Source organism: Arthrobacter sp. MDT1-49-2 (genome assembly GCF_059090185.1).
On record NZ_JBNHFK010000004.1, the window covers coordinates 140,396 to 158,472 of the forward strand.

Here is an 18,077-nt window from a genome sequence, read left to right on the forward strand (position 1 = left end):
GCACGGTAGCCGGAGCGGGGGTTCAGCGGCTCATCGGCGCCAACGATCCGCCCGCTTTCGGGTGTTTGGCCCGTAAAGACGGGTATTTTTGTCTCTGAACGGGCAGGGCGCCGGGCACCGAAAGCGATCCGGATCACATGTCCGGCCGGCTCCCGGGCAACCGGACACAACAGAGAATCCCGCCGGTCAAGGGACCGGCGGGATTCTGCGGAGTATTGGTTCCGGTGCCGCCGCTGCGTTCAGGGGCGCCGGGGCTTCAGGAAGGTGAAGGGCGGGTCGCCCTCAGGCGGAGGCCGCGGCCGCGACAGCCGAGGCGACGGCGGAGGCCACCCGGGGATCCAGCGGGCTGGGGACAATATAGTCCGCGCTGAGGTCCTCCCCCACGAGGTCCGCGATGGCCGTGGCGGCCGCCACCTTCATGGCAGCGGTGATCCTGCGGGCACCGCTGTCCAGTGCTCCGCGGAACACGCCGGGGAAAGCCAGGACGTTGTTGATCTGGTTCGGAAAGTCGCTGCGGCCGGTCGCAACGACGGCGGCGTAGCGACGCGCGGTTTCCGGATGCACTTCCGGGTCCGGGTTCGATAGGGCAAAGATCACTGCGTCAGGGGCCATCCTGGCCAGGATCTCTTCCCCGATGGTTCCCGAGGAAACACCGATGAACACGTCTGCGTCCTGCAGCGCATCAGCGGCTCCCCCGGCTACCCCGCGAGGATTGGTGCGCGCGGCAAGATCTGCCTTGACGCTGGTCAGGTCGCTGCGGTCCTGACCCACGATGCCCTTGGAATCGAGCACCACCACATCCCTGATGCCCGCCTCGAGCAGGATGTTGGCACAGGCAACACCCGCGGCACCAGCACCGGAAATCACCACGCGCAGTCCGGCGAGCTCCCGGCCGGTCACCCGTGCGGCGTTGCGCAGCGCAGCGAGCACCACAATGGCGGTGCCGTGCTGGTCATCGTGCATCACCGGGCAATCCAGTGCCTCGATCAGCCGTTCTTCCAGTTCGAAGCAGCGCGGTGCCGAGATGTCTTCCAGATTCACCGCCCCGTAGCTGGGCCGCAGCCGAACCAGGGTCTCAATGATTTCATCCACGTTGGTGGTGTCCAACACCAACGGAATGGAGTTCAGGCCGCCGAAGGTACGGAACAGCGCGGACTTGCCCTCCATGACGGGCAGCGAAGCGGCCGGACCAATGTTGCCCAGACCCAGCACCGCCGTGCCGTCGCTGACCACAACCACCAGTCGCGAGGCCCAGGTATGGGACGCGGCGAGATCCGGTTCAGCTGCGATGGCGCGGCTGACCTGCGCCACGCCGGGAGTGTAGGCAATGGAGAGTGCCCGCTTGGAGTCCAACGGCATCCGGGTCTCCACCGACAGCTTTCCGCCTTCGTGCGCCGAGAAGATTTCTTCGGTACTGATCGGGTCTGTGTTCGCCGTCTGGCCGTTGAGTGTAGGGAAGTCGTTGCCGTCCATCATGGTGGGGGCCGTTTCAGTAGTAGACATAGCGGTGCTCCTGCTGTTGGTTCCTATGGAAAGTCCGTCGGCCGCCCTTCGGATACAGGGGCATGCTCACAACGGATACCGGAAGCCGTGGGGGCTCCGGGCCAGAGGCAACAGGATGGGATGCCTGATCCACCCGGGGAGGCGGAGGTCCGGTGATGCCGGGACCGCCCAGCCGGGCGCGATTAGTGCCAGTGTAAGCGCACGGCACGGCCTGCGGGCAAGTCCGCCACGCATGGACCTGCCCGCAGACGCGCGTGCGTCGAAGCGTTACGACCGCTTAGCGGAAACGGCGACGTCCTCCTCTGGTGCCTCTCCACCATCTGCTGGGAGACCGTGCGGGCTCTCCTGCGCCGCGGCGCCGCGTCCGGCGAATGCCTCCAGCATGACCTCGCGGTCCAGCTGCCCCTCCCACTTCGCCACGACAAACGTCGCCACGCAGTTTCCCAGCAGGTTTACCACCACCCGCATGGAATCCATCAGCCGGTCCGCGCCCAGCAGCAGGGCGACACCGGCCACAGGGAACAGGCCCAGGGCCGCTGCAGTGGCTGACAGGGCCAGGAACGAGGACCCGGGAACGCCCGCCATGCCTTTGGACGTCAGCAGCAAAATCCCCAGTGCGCCCAGCTGCTGTTCGAAACTGAGGTCGATGTTGAAGGCCTGCGCCAGGAACACGACTGAAATGGACAGATAGATAGCCGCGCCGTCCAGATTGAAGGAGTATCCGGTGGGGATGACCAGGCCGGTGGTCGCGCGCGAGCATCCGGCGTTGGTCAGTTTGGTCATGATCCGGGGCATCACAGATTCCGTGGATGCGGTCCCGAGGGCAAGGAGGAACTCTTCCCGGGTGTACTTAATGAACTGCCAGAGCGGCACGCGGGCGAAGAACCGGGCGATCACGAACAGGACACCGATAAAAAGCAGCGCAGCGCCGTAGCAGGCTGCGATCAGTTTGGCGTAGGTGCCGAGTGTGGAGAGCCCGTACTGGCCGATGATGAAGGCCATCGCACCAAAGGCACCTATGGGAGCCAGCCGCATGATCCAGGACATGACCTTGAAAATAATCTCCAGGGTTCCTTCCATCACCCGCAGGACGGGTTCGCAGGTTTCGCGCCCGATCACCACGGCTGCCGCGCCGAAAAAGACGGAGAAGAAAAGAACCTGCAGCAGGGAATTCGAGGCGAAAGCGTCAAAGACGCTGACCGGAATGATGTTGAGGATGAATTCGGCAGGCGATGCCACTTCCGCTGAGGTTTTTGCATCCAGGTCCGACGTGTCCAGGCCGGACGGATCAATGTTCAGTCCCGCGCCCGGCCGCACCACATTGCCCACCACCATTCCGAAGAGCAGGGCAAAGCTGGAGGCGGCCAGGAAATAGGCAAGTGCCTTCACGCCGACCCGGCCCACGGCCTTCACATCGCTGATCCGGGCGATGCCGGTAACAATCACCAGGAAGATCAACGGGGCAATGATCATTTTGATCAGCCGGATAAAGCCGTCGCCCAGGACTTTGAATGCAGCACCGACCTCGGGCCAGACATACCCCACGACGACGCCCAGGATCACGGCAACGAGCAACTGTGCGAAGAGGGACTTATAAATCCTGGAGCGGGCAGATTTTGGGCGTTTGGGACTTATCGGCTCTGTCATGGCTCCACCCTAGGAAGGGTGGGTTTCGCGGGTGTTTCCGCTGTGCAACACCTGGCTACACGTAGCGGCGGCCGGATCCCGGGGCCTGCCCGGCCCAACAAAAAAGGGCCCGCGTCCGACAGAAATCGGATGCAGGCCCTTCACTGGCTCCCCCGACTGGACTCGAACCAGTAACCCTTCGATTAACAGTCGAATGCTCTGCCAATTGAGCTACGGGGGAAAGCGGCGTCCTCAACTATACAGGAAGTTTGGGGTGCTCACGAACCGGTATCGCCACCGCCGAGGCTGCTCGTTGTGACGGCCTGGCGCAGCCTGCTCCGGCGCCGTGGCTGCCTGAGGAACGGATCCCGAATACCGCGGCCCGCATCCACCCTCCGGCGGGCCGCGGGACCTCGCAGCAGGCACCCGTCCGGGCATAAAAAGAAGCCCCTGACCTGCAGTGATGCAGGTCAGGGGCTTCCTGTTTGCTCCCCCGACTGGACTCGAACCAGTAACCCTTCGATTAACAGTCGAATGCTCTGCCAATTGAGCTACGGGGGAAAGCGGCAGGTTTTACTTTACAGAGATTTCCCGCCGAAACGAAATCGGCGGGTTACCGCGGCGCCTGCAGGGCTACTGGTCTCCCCGCAGGGCCCGGCGCTGCATCTCCAGCTCCATCAGTTCCCGGTTCAGCTGGTGGAAAAGCTCCGGGTCGGCGTTTGGATCCAGCCGCTGCAGCTGGCCGAGCTTCTCCGCCTTCAGATGTGTCACCTGCAGCTCGAAGAGCCGGTTCAGGATGTCCCTGCAGTACAGGAACAAAGCGTCCGCATCGCGCGCGGGCAGCGGCGTCACGGCGAGCTCGCTCACGAATCCCCGCAAGGCGTCCGGCAGCTCTTCCCGGACCCGCTCCACCCAGGCAGCCGGAGCGGTTCCGGCATCGCCGGCGGCACGAATGGCATCGTGGACGGCGACATAGGCCGGCACCGTGAATCGGGCCGCCTTGAACCGCTCCCACTGCCCGGCGTCGAGCAGGCCGGGCTGCTGCAGAGCCACTTCCAACGCCTGGCGTTCCATCCGGGCGGCGGGGTCGTTGGGGTCCGGGCGGCTGTACGCGGGCGGGGCAGCTTCGGGGACGGGTTCCTGCCGGCCGTAATCCTGCTGCCCATACTCCTGCCGGCCGTATTGCTGCTGCGGGCTGCGCTGGTGGCCCTGCTGCCGGTCCTGCGGCTGCCCGTACTGCTGCCGGCCCTGCTGCGGCCCGTCCTGGCGGCGCGCACCTGATGCCGGTTGTCCGGCAGGACCGCCGCTGGCGTTGTGCTGGCGCTTGGACGCCGCATTGACCGCCCGCGTGACGTCGTCGACGTCGGTCCCCAGCCAGCCCGCCAATTCGCGGGCGTAGGCCGGACGCATCGCGGGGTCGCGGATATCCGCCACCACCGGGGCGGCTGCCCGCAGCGCGGAAATCCGGCCTTCCACGGTGTTCAGGTCGAATTTGCGCAGCGTGGAGCGGATGGCGAACTCGAACAGCGGCCGGCGGGAGTGAATCAGCTCGGCCACGGCGGCGTCCCCGTGGGTCTGGCGGATGTCACAGGGGTCCATGCCGTTGGGGTCCACCGCCACATAGGTTTGTGCCGTAAAGCGCTGGTCCTCCTCGAAGGCACGCAGGGCCGCCTTCTGCCCGGCTGCGTCGCCGTCGAAGGTGAAGATGACCTCTCCCCCGGTGCCGTCGTCGGAGAGCAGGCGCCGGGCGATTTTGATGTGGTCGGTGCCGAATGCGGTGCCGCAGGTCGCCACGGCCGTGGTGATCCCCGCCAAGTGGCAGGCCATGACATCGGTGTAGCCCTCCACCACCACGATCTGCCGGGTCTTCGCGATGTCCCGTTTGGCCAGATCGATGCCGTACAGCACCTGGGATTTCTTGTAGAGCGGGGTTTCGGGGGTGTTCAGGTATTTCGGCCCCTGGTCATCCTCATAGAGCTTGCGGGCACCGAAGCCGATAACCGACCCGGTGAGGTCCCGGATGGGCCAGATGAGCCGGCCGCGGAACCGGTCATAGAACCGGGAGGCATCCGATCCGGTGGAGAACATACCGGTCTCGGCCAACTCGGCACGGGTGAAGCCCTTGCCCGTGAGGTGCTTCAGCAGCGAGTCCCAGCCCTGCGGGGCGTATCCCACGCCGAAGTGTTCGGCAGCGGCCGGGTCGAAGCCGCGCTCCTGCAGGAAGCTGCGCGCCGCTGCGGCACCCTGCGTGCCCAACTGGCTGCGGAAGAACTCTGCGGCGACCTTGTGCGCGTCCAGGAGCCGCTGCCGCTTGCCCACGTCCTCGCGCCGGGGGCCCGTGCCGCCGTCCTCGTAGTGCAGCTCGTAGCCCAGCCGGGCCGCGAGCTTTTCCACCGTTTCCGAGAAGGAACCGTGATCCATTTTCTGCACGAAGGAGATGACGTCGCCGCTCTCGCCGCAGCCGAAGCAGTGGTAGGTGCCCACCTGGGGCCGTACGTGGAAGGACGGCGAGCGCTCGTCATGGAAGGGGCAGAGCCCTTTGAAGGACCCCAGCCCAGCCGATTTGAGGGTTACGTAACCGTCGACCACGGCTTTGATGTCTGTGCGCAGCCGCACTTCATCGATGTCTTCACGCTTGATCAGTCCGGCCATACCTCCCAGTCTATTCTTCCCGCCGACGCCCCACTGTCGGGGTGTGCACAGAGAGGATCCCGTGCGGCCTGGGGCCGCACGGGATCCTTAGGGGCAGCTACTCCCCGCTACACCTGGGGACTGCCCTCATCCTCCGGGCTTCCTTGCCGACGGCGGCTGGCTGCCATCACAAGCCCTCCAGCCAGCAGCAGTCCGGCACCGGCGTAGAGCCAGCCGAGGGCCCCGTTGGCGCCGGTGGACGGGAGGTTGGGGCGGTCCGGTCCTGCCGGAGCGGGAGCCGGCTCGGGTTTCGGCTGCACCACGGGAGCGTAGGTATTGGTAACCGTGGCTTCGGCCCCGCCGCCGGCCGGAATGACGACCGGTTCCGGCAGGTCCGCCACCACACTGACGGTGCTGCTTTCCCCTCCCGCTGTTTCGGTGACGGTGCATTCGGTTCCGGTGGGCAGGCCCTCAAAACCGGTGCTGACGCTGCCCTCCGTTCCTGCGGGAATGCTTACCGTCTCATCCAGGACCGTTCCATCCGGACCGCACCGGACCTGGAGCACGACCTCACCCTGCCTGCCGGCTGCCTCACCGGTGATCACCTTGGTCACCACCAGGGTTCCCGGGGTGAAGGAGTAGGTGTTGGTGACGGTAGCGGTGACGGTTTCGGCACTGAGGACCGTGACCGGTTCGGCTGGTTCCGTGGCCACGGAGACTTCGGTGGTTGCTCCGCTGGCGGTTTCAGTGACCACGCATTCCGTGCCTGCCGGCAGGTCCTCGAAGGTAGTGGTCACATTATCTTCGGTGCCAGCGGGGATGGTCACCGTCTCATTCAGGTCCGAGCCGTCCGGCCCGCAGGTGACCTGCAGGATCACCTCTCCCTGCTGGCCCGCCGCCTCACCGGCGATGGCCTTCGTCACCGCCAGAGTGCCCGGCGCAAACGTGTAGGTGTTGCTTACGGTGGCTTCCGCCCCCTGCCCCGCAGGGATGGTCACCGGGTCCGGCAGGACCGTGCTGACCAGGACCGTGTCCGTGGCACCGCTGGTCGGTTCCGTGACGGTGCATTCGGTACCGGCCGGCAGATCCTCGAACGTGGCCGGTTCGGGCGTGGTGGTACCGGCCTCAATGGTGACCGTTTCATCAAGTACTGATCCGTCGGGACCGCAGCTGACCCGGAGGACGATCTCTCCGTGTTCGAAGGCAGCCTCACCCTCGATGATCTTGGTGACGCTCAGCGTGCCGGGAGCGAAGGTGTAGGTGTTGGTCAGCGATGAATCGACGGTGCTTCCGGCAACAATAGTTGCCGGGTCGGGTAAGACAGTTTCCACCAGGACTGTCTCGGTGGCTCCGCTTACCGGTTCCGTGACCGCACACGATGCCCCGGCCGGAATGTTGGTATACCGCGCTGGGATTTGCCCGGTGGCTCCGGCCGGTGCCTGGAATACCTCATCCAGTTCGGTGACGCCGCCGAAGGTGCAGATCACACGGACCTCGATGGCGTCCTGGTTGCCGGCCGCTTCGCCGTCGATGACTTTCGTGACTACCAGTGTCCCGGGCTTGAGGGTGTAGGTGTTCGTGACGGTTGCTGTGGAGGACTCTCCGGCGGCGATGACCACCGCGGTGGGAAGATCCACGGAAACGTCGATTTCGGCGGTCTCACCGGTAACGGGTTCCGTAACGGCGCAGGAGCTGCCCTCGGGAATCCCGGTCACAGTGGCACTGGCGGTGCCGGTGGCCTCCGCCTCGACGATGAGCGTTTGTTCCGCGGTCACGGTGCCGTCCAGGGTGCACGTGACAACAACTTCCACCTGGCCCTGTTGGCCGGCGGCAGCGCCCGTGATCACCTTGTTCAGGACCAGTTCCCCTGGATTGACCGTGTACGTGTCGGTAACGGTCACTTCCACACCGTCACCTGCCGGAACGGTGACCGTCCCGCCGGCAGGGTTGAACGCGGTGGTGACGCTGACCTCCGTATTGGCTCCGGTGGTCGGCTCCGTCACCGTGCAGCTTGTTCCGGCGGGCAGGTCCCCATACTCTTCCGTGACCGGATCGACCGTTCCCGCCGGAATGGGGATGGAAGCAGTGAACCCGTTGCTGCAGGTGAGCTGCAGCACCACATCTCCCTGGCGTCCGGCGCCCTCCCCGGCAAAATCCTTACGGACTGCAACGACACCGGGGTTGAAATCGTAGGTGTTCGTGACAACTGCTTCGGCGCTGCTTCCCGCCGGAATGGTTACCGTTCCGCCGCCGGTTACCGTGACGCCCACGGATGTAGTGGAACCGTCAGCTGTTTCCGTGACCACACATTCGGTGCCCGCGGGAAGGTTCGGGAATTCACTGGTCTGCTCTTCGGTTTCGCCCGCTGCGACGGAGACGGTGGTGTTCAGCACCTCGACGCCGGCAGAGGTGCAGACGACGGTCAGTTGCACTGCGCCCTGCGCACCGGCCGCCGGGCCGGCGATGACTTTGCGCACCGCAAGGGTGCCGGGCGTGAAGGTGTAGGTGTCGGTGACAGTAGCCGTTGCCGTGGTACCCGCGACGATGGTCTGAGGTCCTGGCAGGTTGGTGAGCACGGAGACGCTGGTGCTGGCACCGTTGGTCGGCTCGGTGATGGTGCAGACGGTATCTACCGGGATGCCGGTGAAGCTCTCCGACGTCACCGATCCGCTGCTCCCGGCCGGAACAGTAAAACTGAACTGATAGCCGGCTCCGCAGTCGATGCTGATGACCACGTCGCCCTGGCTTCCCGCAGCGGCGCCGGCGACGACCTTAGTAACCTGCAGGGCGCCCGTCTCGAAGAATTCCGCGGTTGCGGTGGCATTTGCGCTGATCTCCTCGGTGGCGGCGAGGATCAGCTTTTGGGCTGCGGTGACGCCACTGGTGGCACCGTCATAGAGGAAAACGTTGCCTGTGGGGACGGTGACCACGGCCCTTGCAGTGATGGTCGCGGGCCCTGTGCCGCCGGTGTCGCTGCGCACCCAAACCTGGGTACCGCTGGGAACAGTCTCATCGAGCGGTACCGTTCCCGCCGCATCGGAGTACAGGCTGAAGCCGTCATCCACCACTACCGTGACCTCCGCAGCGTTTTCCGCGGCCACCGTGTAGGGCCCGGTCACGCCGTCCACCGGCCCCTCGGCGGTGGCAGGGGTAATTGTCACATCCGGGGCGGCCGGTTCGGGTTGTGGCCCCAATCGGATGACGTTATTGACGATCGCGGCAACGGTCGCGTACTGGGGACTGCGCGGATTCACCACATAGCCGTCGGTGAAGAACCAGATAGCAGCCTGCACGGCGGCGGCTTTGCGGTTATCGTCCACGCCTGCCGGCAGATTCGTGTTCGGATAGTAGGTATTGAGGATGCGCTCTACATAGCCGATGTTCGGGACGTTTGACTCGTCCCAGGTGCCGTTCACGTACCCGATGCCGACCCGGGTGGAAGTCCGGAGATCGATGCAGTACATCTGGGCGGTGTTTTCGCCGGTGACGTCCTGGGTATTGATAATGCCGGCAAAAGCGACATCCTCTCGCTCATAGCCCGAGGGGATTGAGGTCGGGTATTGCGCGACCGACCAGCTTGTCCCTGCCGGCGGCAGGGCGCCCGAGACTGCTTCGCCGTCGCCCAGCGAGCTGATGGAGATGTCAGTGATCTCGGAGGTAGCTCCGCCCCGCACCGGCCCACCCCCGGGGGTCAGCGTCGCACCGGCCGGCACGGCCAGCGGAGCCACCAAGAGTACCGGCGCCAGCAGCAGCCCGGCCCAGGCCCGCAGCTGGGACAGCCTTCGAGAACGCTCTCGGCGCGAGCGATGGAAACGGGAAAGGCGTGGCTGGTCGCTCATGAGGGTCCCCCGTGGGAGTTGTCCGGCAGAGGTGCTCCTGCGGCCAGTGGTAACCGGAGGGATGGGTGATGCACCTCAGAGCCGAAAGACTATGGACCCCTGGCTGGCTCCGCCAGAGTCATTGCCAGTATTCGATGCGGAATCTCTTTAAGAGGTTTACCAGAGCGCCGGAACCGGTCCCACGAGCCGTTCGTGGAGGGCAAGTGCCGAACCGTCCGTGAGCGAGGCCACCTGGTCGACAACGACGCGCAGCCGGGCGCCGTCGTCGGCCGCCGCCCGCCAGTCGGCGGCGAACATCGGTTCCAAGTGCCGGTCTCCGGTGGCGGACAGCTGGGCGACCAGGGCCGTGAGGATTTCGCGCTGGCGTTCGTAGAGCGGCTGGCGCTGGTCGGTGGTCATCACGAAGGTGGTGGCCAGGCCCTTCATCACCGCGATTTCCAGCTCAGTGTCCGAGGGGACGACCATTTCGGCGTTGTACCGGGTCAGCGGGTCGGTGCCGTAGATGTCGCGGGTGGCTTCCAGCGCACTGTTGCAGAACCGGCCGATCAGCTGGCTGGTCATATCCTTCAGAGCGGCCATGGACTTGCGGCTGCCGTCGGACTCACGCACCCACACGGCCGTGGCCTCAAGGCGGGCAAGGGCTGCTTCGATGGCGGCCGCTTCAACGCCGGGCAGGTACCACTGCTGGGTGTAGCCCACCACGCGAGCCCGCTGGTCCGGGTTGTCCAGCCACTTGAGCTGTACGTGGCCGGCCACAATGGCGTCTTCGACGTCGTGCACCGAGTAGGAAATGTCATCGGCCAGGTCCATGACCTGGGCTTCGAGGCAGGACCGTCCGGCCGGGGCGCCGTCGCGCAGCCAGGTGAAGACCGGCAGGTCGTCCTCGTAGACGCCGAATTTGGTGGTACGGTGCCCGTTCACCAGCGGGGCGTCCGTGATGGACCAGGGGTATTTGCAGGCAGCGTCCAGGCTCGCGCGGGTGAGGTTCAGACCTGCCGGCGTTCCGTCCGCTGCGATGATCTTCGGTTCCAGCCGGGTGAGCAGCCGCAGCGTCTGGGCATTGCCCTCGAAGCCGCCGATCGCGTGGGCGATGTCATTCAGGGCGGTTTCGCCGTTATGGCCGAAGGGCGGGTGCCCCAGGTCATGGGAGAGGCAGGCGGCGTCGACGACGTCGGGATCGCAGCCCAGCGCGTTGCCGAGTTCCCGCCCCACCTGGGCCACCTCCAGGCTGTGCGTCAGGCGGGTGCGGACGAAGTCATCCGTGTCCGGGGCAACCACCTGCGTTTTGGCGCCCAGCCGTCGCAGTGCGGAGGAATGCAGCACCCGGGCACGGTCACGGCCGAACTGGGTCCGGTTGGTGTTTTTCGCCGGTTCCGTAACCCAGCGTGCCAGATCGACTTCGGTATAGCCTGCGGTGGAGACTGCCTGCGGGAAACTCATGGGTTGCTTTAGCCGCCTGATACGTCGAGTTCGGCTGCCGAAATGATGGCTTTCTGGGCGGCGTTCAGTTCCCGCCCGTCCAGCCAGCCTTCCGGCAGAGCTGTCTTTTTCGGTGTGCCGGCCCGTCCGCGCGGCCCCTCGGCGTCTGTGCCGGGGTACGGAGCTTCGGGATCCAGCTGGTCCAGCAGTTCACGGAGCACCGCCAGGGACGGCACCGTGGCCAGTTTAGCGCGGAGGTCTCCCCCGACTACGTAGCCCTTGAAGTACCACGCCATATGCTTGCGGATGTCCCGCAGGGCAATCACTTCGTCCCCGAAGGTTTCCACCAGCAGCTCGGCGTGCCGGTACACGCTGTCCGATACCTGCCTCAGTCCGGGGCGGTGGCGTTCCGCATTTCCCTCGAAGGCAGCCTCGAGGTCGCCGAACAGCCACGGGCGGCCCTGGCAGCCGCGGCCGATGACGACGCCGTCCACACCGGTTTCGCGCACCATGCGGATGGCGTCCTCGGCGGACCAGATGTCACCGTTGCCCAGCACGGGCATGTCCGGCAGGGCTTCGCGCAGTTCGGCGATGGCGGACCAGTCAGCCTTGCCGGAGTAGAACTGCGAGGCGGTGCGGCCGTGGAGGGTCACCGCGGCCACGCCGGAGTCGCGGGCAATCTTCCCGGCGTCCAGGAAGGTCAGGTGGTCCTCATCAATGCCCTTTCGCATCTTGATGGTCAGCGGGACGTTGCCGCGGGAGGCTTCCTTCACGGCGGTCTGCACAATGGCCGTGAACAGGTCCAGCTTCCAGGGCAGGGCAGAGCCGCCGCCCTTGCGGGTGACCTTGGGTACGGGGCAGCCGAAGTTCAGGTCAATGTGGTCGGCGCGGTCCTCCTCCACCAGCAGGCGGACGGCGGCACCGACGGTCTTGGGGTCCACACCGTAGAGCTGGACCGAGCGGACCTTTTCGTCGTCGTCGTGCTTGATGATCCGCATCGATTCGGGCGAACGCTCCACCAGCGCGCGGGACGTGACCATTTCGGTCACGTACAGGCCGCCGCCGTATTCACGGCAGAGCCGGCGGAACGCCTTGTTGGTAATGCCGGCCATGGGAGCCAGGATCACAGGCGTGTCCACGGTGATCGGGCCTAGTTGCAGCGGGGGAAGCTCGAGCTTGAGTTCCGGAGATAAAACAGTCACCTGTCTATTCTCGCAAGCCGGTGCAAATCCTGTCCTGCCCCGGCCCGTGGCGGAAATTGACACTGCCGCCGCCCACGCCTAGCGTGCAGGTGATCTGCATCACTTTTCGGCATTCACTCCGCCGTCCCCATCGGTTTCACTGTCGCAACCGAAGATACGAGGTTTCCCATGACCACTGCTGCTCCGAGTACTGCTGTCCCTTCAGAGAAGGGACTGGCCCGTGTCGCCCAGATGATGGCGCGCTGGACGGAAAAATGGTTTCCGGACGCCTACGTTTTTGCGCTGGGAGGCGTGGTTCTTGTCGCGCTCGCGGCACTGCTGAATGGCTCCTCCCCGCAGGCGGTGGTTGATTCCTTCGGCAACGGATTCTGGGATCTGACCGCGTTCACACTGCAGATGGCCATGGTGGTGCTCACCGGCTACACGGTGGCCACCTCCCCGCCGGTGGCACGGCTGATCGCCCGGCTTGCCCTGGTTCCGCAAACCGCCGCCACGGCGGTGAGTTTTGTTGCATTCCTGTCCATGTCCGTCTCGTTCCTCAACTGGGGGGCTCAGCCTTGTCTTTGGCGGGCTGCTGGCCCGGGCCATTGCCCGCAGGCAGGATCTGCGGGTGGACTACCGGGCACTGGGCGCTGCGGCGTTTATGGGGCTCGGCGCAGTATGGGCGCTGGGACTCTCCTCTTCGGCGGCCCAACTGCAGGCGACGGCGGCGTCGATCCCGCCGGCCCTGCTGCAGGTCACCGGTGTGCTGGACTTCGGCAAGACCATCTTCACCTGGCAGTCCCTGCTCACCTGCGCCATCCTGATAGCGCTCACCACCCTGATTGCCCATTTCTCGGCTCCGCGGGGGCTGGCCATCCGCACGGCGCAGGACCTGGACGTGGACCTCAATGACGCTCCGGAGCCTGCAGCCGAGCGGGAGCGCCCGGGTGAATGGCTGGAATACAGCCGGATCCTGCCCGCGTTCCTGGGCCTGCTGACCGTCGGCTGGCTGATCTCGCAGTTCCTCAGCAAACCGTTCCTGAGCGTCATCTCAAGCCTGAACGGATACCTGTTGGTTTTCCTGGTGCTGGGCCTGGTGCTGCACGGGACTCCGCGCAAATTTCTGCAGGCCGTCACCAAGGCTGTTCCAGCCACCGCCGGCATCCTGGTGCAGTTCCCGCTGTACGCTGCCATGGCCGCCATCCTCACCAAGGCCGAGGGCTCCAACGGGATGACCATCTCCTCGCACCTGGCCGAGTTCTTCACCAGCATCGGTTCCGGCGGCGGCTTTGCCGTGATCATCGCCATCTACACCGCAATCCTGGGCATTTTTGTACCCTCCGGGGGCGGGAAATGGCTGGTTGAGGCGCCCTACGTGATGCAGTCCGCCACCGACGTGCAAATGAATCTCGGCTGGACAGTGCAGATCTACAACGTTGCCGAGGCACTGCCGAACCTGATCAACCCGTTCTTTATGCTCCCCCTGCTGGCGGTATTGAAGCTGCGGGCACGGGACCTGGTGGGATTCACCTTCCTGCAGTTCACCATTCACCTGCCCGTGGTGCTGTTGCTGGTTTGGCTGCTCGGGATGACCTTCACCTTCGAACCGCCCGTCATCCCGGCGGAAGCACCCGCTCCCTGACCGGAGGTCCCATCACCGGGCGCCGGGACCTGTCGGACGCCGGGACCTGCCGGGCGCCGGGACCTGTCGGGCGGACAACTAAGATCAGAGGGAGAACATTTCATCGGATCAAAGGACGTATTGCCGCATGCCACGCGAATCCGGCACCAAGCGCGCCATCCTGGACGCTGCGCTGGAGCTTGCAGCCGCCAACGGCATCTCCGGCACCACCATGGATGACGTTGCAGAACGTGCCGGGGTGGCCAAAGGCAGCCTGTACTACAACTTTTCCGCGAAGGACAAACTCTTCGAAACCCTCCTGCTGGAGGGCGTGGGCGCGCTGACCGAATGCCTGCGCACGGCACGCAGCGGCGTGGAAGGGTGGGCCGCCATTGAGTCCATGGTGCGGGCCCTGCTGGAACTGCTCTCCGAGAACCGGGCACTGGCCAAGCTGATGGCCGCGGAAATCCTGCGGACCGACCGCACGTGGCAGCACTCCCTGCATCTGCTCCGCCAGGAGGCACTGGCAGAGTTTGTCGAGCCGATCCGGCAGACCGGCGGCTGGAATGCCTCCGACGCCGGCGGGCCGGACAGCCTGACCCTGATTGCCGGCAGCGTGTTCGGGGCAACCCTGATGGGCGCCCTGGACTGGCTGGTCTTTGATCCGGAACGGTCCGTCTCGGATGTGGCCTCGTCAGTGCTTTATGCACTGTCCGGGCGGCTCAACACCTGATCCGGGCGGCCAGCCCATCCCCGACGCGTTGTAATGGACGTTGCTGCTGATCAGCCACGTAGCATGGCCGCGTGACATCCAAAAGAACCTGGCCTCCAAAGGCAGCCACCTTCCTCTTGGTTCTTTTCCTCATGCTGTTCGTTGGGCCGGCGGTCCAGCTGAAGGAGCAGGAACGTGCAGAAGAGAGATATGTGCTGGAGGTGCTGGCTCGTCTGGATACCGGAATCCGAGCCGACAGCGCTCAATGGAAACAGGCACGGGCAGACGCGATAACCGATGCTAAGGATCTTGAGGGCATGGATGAGGCATATGCCCTCCTGGACCGTCTTGCCCGCATCGCCGGCGGCGGACACAGTTCATTCTCCCCGCCCGAGCAAACACGGGCTTATCGGTCAGCCACGGGCACCTATGCCCTGCCCGGAGTCGAGTCCCGAGACGGGATTGGTCTGATCACGCTGCCAGGATTGGCAAGCGACAACCTCGAAACGCTGCAAGTGTACACGGATGCCGGCATCAAGGGAATATCGGACGTCGCTCCTACCGCCCCGTGCGGATGGATCCTCGATCTGAGGAACCACTCAGGCGGAAACGTTTTTCCCATCCTCGGCGCCGTAACGCCCCTGATCGACGACGGCGAAGTGCTGTCATTTGCCTATCCGAACGGACACGTTGCCCGTTTCAGGTTCGAAGGCCCCCGGATATTTGCACCGGACGGCAGTGTCTGGTCGGATTCCGCCGTTCCCTTTCCCCGGATCGGTTCTCCACATATCGCGGTGCTTCAGGATAGGGGGACCGTCAGCGCCGGGGAAGCGATCATTCTGGCATTGGAGGGGCAGGATGGCGTCAGGACGTTCGGGCGGGAGACCCGCGGTTACACGTCATTCAACGATCTAATCCAGATGGAAGATGGCGCCATCCTCGCCATAACGGTCGCTCGCAACCAAGACCGCTCAGGGACAGTCCACGACGGGCCGATCCCACCCGATGAACATATCCGGTCCTACACCGACGACATTGCCTCAGCAACGACCTGGCTCCTGGCCCAGTGTTGATCGACGTGCCGAATGGTCCGACGGCGCGATACTGACATGGCAGAGGCGGCCCCTGCATCACGAGGGACCGCCTCTGCGGTGTTCACACCTTTTTAGTCGCTGAGGATCAACGTCTCGCTGCCCACCTGCCGGGCCGCGCCCGCCTTCATCAGCGGTCCCAGCGCCCGGACCACGGCGGTCATGGATTCGTCCACTTCCAGCTGCACGGGGTACTGGTAGGCCAGCATGGCGAGGAGGGATTCCACCGCGGCCTGCGCCTCGGCGTCATCCAGCCCGGTGTCATAGCCCACCAGCACGTCAGCCGGCTCATCGGTGCGTTCCTGGGTGTAGCTCACCGCGAAGGCGGCAATCTTTCCGCCGTTCTTCTTCGGCTGGTCCCGGAGCACCACGGCCCCGGAGGCACCGGTGGCGTCATTGAGCAGCATCTGCTGGGCCTTGCCCAGGCTCATTTCGGAGCGGTCCCAGCCTTCGTGCACGGAGTTGTAGAACGCCGTGACGGCGGAGGTGAGTTCCACCGATCCGGTGGCAGCCTCGTCCAGCTGGGGGCCGTCGTCGTTGAACACGGGAAGCTTCAGCCGGCCCGGTTCCACCACGATCACCGCGGACCGCTGGATGGGCCGCAGCCCGGCAGCCTCGGCGAAGGCAGCGGCCGGGGTGCCCGGTTCCACCTTCGCACGCAGCTTGGTGACGCCCGACGGCGCCGACTCGGCTTCCTTGCGCAGCATGTCCAGCAGGGTGGTCCCGAGGCCGGTGCGCCGGTTTTCCCGGGCCACCTCCACATAGGCCCAGAGCCGGTCCGGGTGCAGGCTGGTCTCGTAGACCACCCCCGCCGCTACCGGAATCCCGTCATCTTCGGCCACTATGCAGCGGCTCCACGGCTCGTCCGAGGAGGGACGCAGGACGGCACGGAACTGCCCTGCCTGCGCACCCTCGGGATCACCCCAGAGCTGGTTCAGCTTGAGGTCATCGTCTTCGCGCCATTCGCGGAACGTCAAAGCCATTACGCGCCGATCAGCCTTTCCGCGAGGTAGCCCTCGACCTTGTCCAGGCTCACCCGCTCCTGGGCCATCGTGTCGCGTTCGCGCACGGTGACGGCCTGGTCTTCGAGGGTGTCGAAGTCCACGGTGATGCAGAACGGGGTGCCGATCTCGTCCTGGCGGCGGTAGCGGCGGCCAATGGCACCGGCGTCGTCGAAGTCGATGTTCCAGTTCCGTCGCAGCTGCGCGGCGAGGTCCTTGGCCTTGGGCGAGAGGTCCTCGTTGCGGCTCAGCGGCAGCACGGCGGCCTTGACCGGGGCCAGGCGCGGATCCAGCTTCAGGACGGTGCGCTTGTCCACGCCGCCCTTCGCGTTGGGAGCCTCGTCCTCGGTGTAGGAGTCCACCAGGAACGCCATGAAGGAACGGGTCAGGCCCGCGGCGGGCTCGATCACGTACGGGGTGAAGCGCTCGTTGGTGGCCTGGTTGAAGTAGCTCAGGTCCGTGCCGGAGTGCTTGGAATGCGTACCGAGGTCAAAGTCGGTGCGGTTGGCGATGCCTTCCAGCTCGCCCCACTCGCTGCCCTGGAAGCCGAAGCGGTACTCCACGTCGGTGGTGCCCTTGGAGTAGTGGCTGAGCTTTTCCAGCGGGTGTTCGAAGAGGCGCAGGTTCTCCGGGTCGATGCCCAGGTTCACGTACCAGTTGAAGCGGTTTTCAATCCAGTACTTGTGCCATTCCTCGTCCGTGCCCGGCTCGACGAAGAATTCCATTTCCATCTGCTCGAACTCGCGGGTGCGGAAGATGAAGTTGCCCGGGGTGATTTCGTTGCGGAAGCTCTTGCCGATCTGGCCGATGCCGAACGGCGGCTTCTTGCGCGAAGTGGTGAGCACGTTGTTGAAGTTCACGAAGATGCCCTGCGCGGTTTCCGGGCGCAGGTAGTGCATGCCTTCCTCGTTGGCCACCGGGCCCAGGAAGGTCTTGAGCAGGCCGGAGAATTCCTGCGGCTCGGTCCACTGTCCCTTGGTGCCGCAGTTGGCGCAGGCAATGTCGGCCAGGCCGTTCTCGGGGGCGTGGCCCTTCTTTTCCTCGTACGCCTCTTCAAGGTGGTCCGCACGGTAACGCTTGTGGCAGCTCAGGCACTCCACCAGGGGGTCGGAGAAGACCTCCACGTGGCCCGAGGCCTCCCAGACCTGGCGCGGCAGGATGACGGCGGAATCCAGCCCGACGACGTCGTCGCGGCCGCGGACCATGTGCTGCCACCACTGCTTCTTGATGTTTTCCTTGAGTTCGACACCCAGGGGGCCGTAATCCCATGCGGACCGCGACCCGCCGTAAATCTCACCCGACTGGAAAACAAACCCCCTGCGCTTGGCCAGGGAGATGATGGGATCCAGCTTGGATTTGGTCGAAGCCATGGAATGGTACCGCCGTTCTTTTCGTGTCGCGCAGGCCGCTGGGTGCGGTCCGCTTCTGATCCCGGCCACGCGTGACCCCG

Annotated in this window: 11 protein-coding genes, 2 tRNA genes and 1 pseudogene; 4 read left to right on the forward strand and 10 right to left on the reverse strand. The window is 65.1% G+C overall.

Annotation, left to right across the window (positions count from 1 at the left end):
- Positions 1–282 precede the first annotated feature (282 nt).
- The 8 genes from AC5RTS_RS07455 to dusB form a co-directional block, all read right to left on the reverse strand.
- Positions 283–1,473: an NAD(P)-dependent malic enzyme gene (locus AC5RTS_RS07455; protein WP_493991555.1), complete on the reverse strand. Its 1,191-nt coding sequence runs from the start codon at positions 1,471–1,473 to the stop codon at positions 283–285.
- A gap of 297 nt (positions 1,474–1,770) precedes the next feature.
- Entirely contained in the window at positions 1,771–3,150 is a 1,380-nt protein-coding gene (locus tag AC5RTS_RS07460) for a cation:dicarboxylate symporter family transporter (RefSeq protein WP_493991430.1), read from the reverse strand.
- 144 nt (positions 3,151–3,294) lie between these two features.
- Positions 3,295–3,370 (reverse strand) — tRNA-Asn (locus AC5RTS_RS07465).
- Positions 3,371–3,617: 247 nt separating this feature from the next.
- Positions 3,618–3,690: transfer RNA gene (locus AC5RTS_RS07470), tRNA-Asn, on the reverse strand.
- A gap of 72 nt (positions 3,691–3,762) precedes the next feature.
- On the reverse strand, positions 3,763–5,781 hold the full coding sequence (gene dnaG, locus AC5RTS_RS07475) for a DNA primase (protein ID WP_493991431.1): 2,019 nt from the start codon (positions 5,779–5,781) through the stop codon (positions 3,763–3,765).
- A 107-nt stretch (positions 5,782–5,888) separates the two neighbouring features.
- The gene (locus AC5RTS_RS07480) at positions 5,889–9,599 is read right to left on the reverse strand and encodes a thioester domain-containing protein (protein ID WP_493991432.1); all 3,711 of its coding nucleotides are present in this window, start codon (positions 9,597–9,599) and stop codon (positions 5,889–5,891) included.
- 156 nt (positions 9,600–9,755) lie between these two features.
- A complete protein-coding gene (locus AC5RTS_RS07485) occupies positions 9,756–11,039 on the reverse strand; it encodes a deoxyguanosinetriphosphate triphosphohydrolase (protein WP_493991433.1) in 1,284 nt (427 codons plus the stop codon).
- 8 nt (positions 11,040–11,047) lie between these two features.
- Entirely contained in the window at positions 11,048–12,220 is a 1,173-nt protein-coding gene (gene dusB, locus AC5RTS_RS07490; protein ID WP_493991434.1) for a tRNA dihydrouridine synthase DusB, read from the reverse strand.
- 234 nt (positions 12,221–12,454) lie between these two features.
- Here dusB and AC5RTS_RS07495 point away from each other — a divergent pair.
- The 4 genes and pseudogenes from AC5RTS_RS07495 to AC5RTS_RS07510 all read left to right on the forward strand — a co-directional run.
- Positions 12,455–12,706 (forward strand): annotated as a pseudogene (locus AC5RTS_RS07495) (TIGR00366 family protein); the annotation flags it as partial.
- A 22-nt stretch (positions 12,707–12,728) separates the two neighbouring features.
- A complete protein-coding gene (locus AC5RTS_RS07500) occupies positions 12,729–13,844 on the forward strand; it encodes a TIGR00366 family protein (RefSeq protein WP_493991435.1) in 1,116 nt (371 codons plus the stop codon).
- 127 nt (positions 13,845–13,971) lie between these two features.
- Positions 13,972–14,556 carry a TetR/AcrR family transcriptional regulator gene (locus tag AC5RTS_RS07505; protein ID WP_493991436.1) on the forward strand — a complete coding sequence of 195 codons (585 nt, stop codon included), beginning with the start codon at positions 13,972–13,974 and terminating at the stop codon, positions 14,554–14,556.
- A gap of 71 nt (positions 14,557–14,627) precedes the next feature.
- A complete protein-coding gene (locus AC5RTS_RS07510; protein ID WP_493991437.1) occupies positions 14,628–15,608 on the forward strand; it encodes a S41 family peptidase in 981 nt (326 codons plus the stop codon).
- A gap of 92 nt (positions 15,609–15,700) precedes the next feature.
- Here the strand turns inward: AC5RTS_RS07510 and AC5RTS_RS07515 are convergent, their stop codons facing one another.
- Together AC5RTS_RS07515 and AC5RTS_RS07520 are read right to left on the reverse strand one after the other, a co-directional pair.
- Entirely contained in the window at positions 15,701–16,609 is a 909-nt protein-coding gene (locus AC5RTS_RS07515; protein WP_493991438.1) for a GNAT family N-acetyltransferase, read from the reverse strand.
- The gene (locus AC5RTS_RS07520; protein ID WP_227904353.1) at positions 16,609–17,997 is read right to left on the reverse strand and encodes a glycine--tRNA ligase; all 1,389 of its coding nucleotides are present in this window, start codon (positions 17,995–17,997) and stop codon (positions 16,609–16,611) included. The genes AC5RTS_RS07515 and AC5RTS_RS07520 overlap by 1 nt, the downstream gene beginning before the upstream one ends.
- Positions 17,998–18,077 lie beyond the last annotated feature (80 nt).